Raw genomic sequence first — 1335 nt, 5'->3', positions numbered from 1 at the left:
GCCCGGCGAGAACCTCAGGTCTACACTGCTGAGGTTCTCACTTTTCCTGAGGAGGTTTTCTCATGAACAGCGTAACGCTTCTAGGCATCGACATTGGCAAGAACAGCTTCCACTTGCACGGCCAGGATGCACAAGGCCATCAGGTACTGCGCAAGAAGCTCAATCGTAGCCAGTTGCTGCCATTGCTTGCACAAATGCCACCCTGCAAAGTCGCCATGGAATCCTGTGGCGGGTCACAGTTTCTTGCCAGAGAAATCACCAAGCTCGGTCATCAGGTTCAACTGATTGCACCGCAGCATGTGAAGGCTTACGTCACCGGCAACAAGAACGACTTCATTGATGCCGAGGCTATCTGTGAGGCTGCCTCACGTCCCAGAACGCGCTCTGTACAGGTCAAATCGGTTGACCAGCAGGTGCTGTCGACCGTGCATAAACTGCGTAAATCGCTGGTGAGTCGGCGCACTGGAGTGATCAACCAGGTGCACGGGTTCTTACTGGAATTTGGCGTTATCTTTCCCGTCGGCTATGCCGCGTTGGATCGGGTTCCTGCATTGATGGAAGAACACAATCTACCTGTGCGCCTGCGGCAGGCTATTAATCGGATGCTTGATGACATCCGCCAATTGACCAGCGAAATCAAAGCGCTGGATACCGAGATCAAGCAGCAGGTAAATGGAAGTGACGCCGGCAAAAGATTACAGAGCATCCCCGGCATCGGCCCCCTCATCGCTAGCGCGCTGGTGGCCGATGTCGGGGATGCTTCGATGTACAAATCGTCCCGAGACTTTTCGGCCTCACTAGGGTTGGTGCCGCGGCAGTACTCGACTGGAGGGCAAACCACGTTGCTGGGTATCAGCAAGCGTGGGGACAGGTATTTGCGAACCTTGTTAATGCAGGGCGCCCAAACCTTGCTTTATCGAATCGATAAACGAAACGACGCCCTTGGAATCTGGGCCAGAAGTCTACTGGCTCGAAAACCTCTCAACAAAGTTGCCTGTGCGCTGGCTAATAAAATGGCCAGGATTGTCTGGGCGCTGTTGACCAAAGGTGGCATCTACAACGGGCATTTCGCTGCGTAATCCAGTTTTAGCACCGGCTTTTGCGACGTCAGTAACTGATGGCGATAAACGGCAGATACCCTGGCTGAGAACCTGATAAGCAAAATAGCTTTCGAAGCTGAGGCGTTTTTCAGGACAGGCAGGAGCGAATACTCATCAAGGGCCGAGCGCGTAACCGCGCTCACAAGGAGCCCGGATACATTAGCGCAAGCCTGCTTTACCGTTCATCGTGACTGGATAGCAAAAGGTGGGCTGACCATACATTTGGTTACTTTTG

General features: G+C 53.4%; 1 protein-coding gene. It reads left to right on the top strand.

Going from position 1 to position 1335, the window contains the following annotated elements:
- Nucleotides 1–62 precede the first annotated feature (62 nt).
- A complete protein-coding gene (locus tag M5G11_RS26970) occupies nucleotides 63–1079 on the top strand; it encodes an IS110 family RNA-guided transposase (RefSeq protein ID WP_273913519.1) in 1017 nt (338 codons plus the stop codon).
- Nucleotides 1080–1335 lie beyond the last annotated feature (256 nt).

The sequence above is a fragment of the Pseudomonas fontis genome, from assembly GCF_028656955.1.
GTDB classification, from domain to species: Bacteria; Pseudomonadota; Gammaproteobacteria; order Pseudomonadales; family Pseudomonadaceae; genus Aquipseudomonas; species Aquipseudomonas fontis.
Note: the sequence above shows the minus strand (reverse complement) of the source record. Positions and strands in the feature narration are given on the sequence as shown.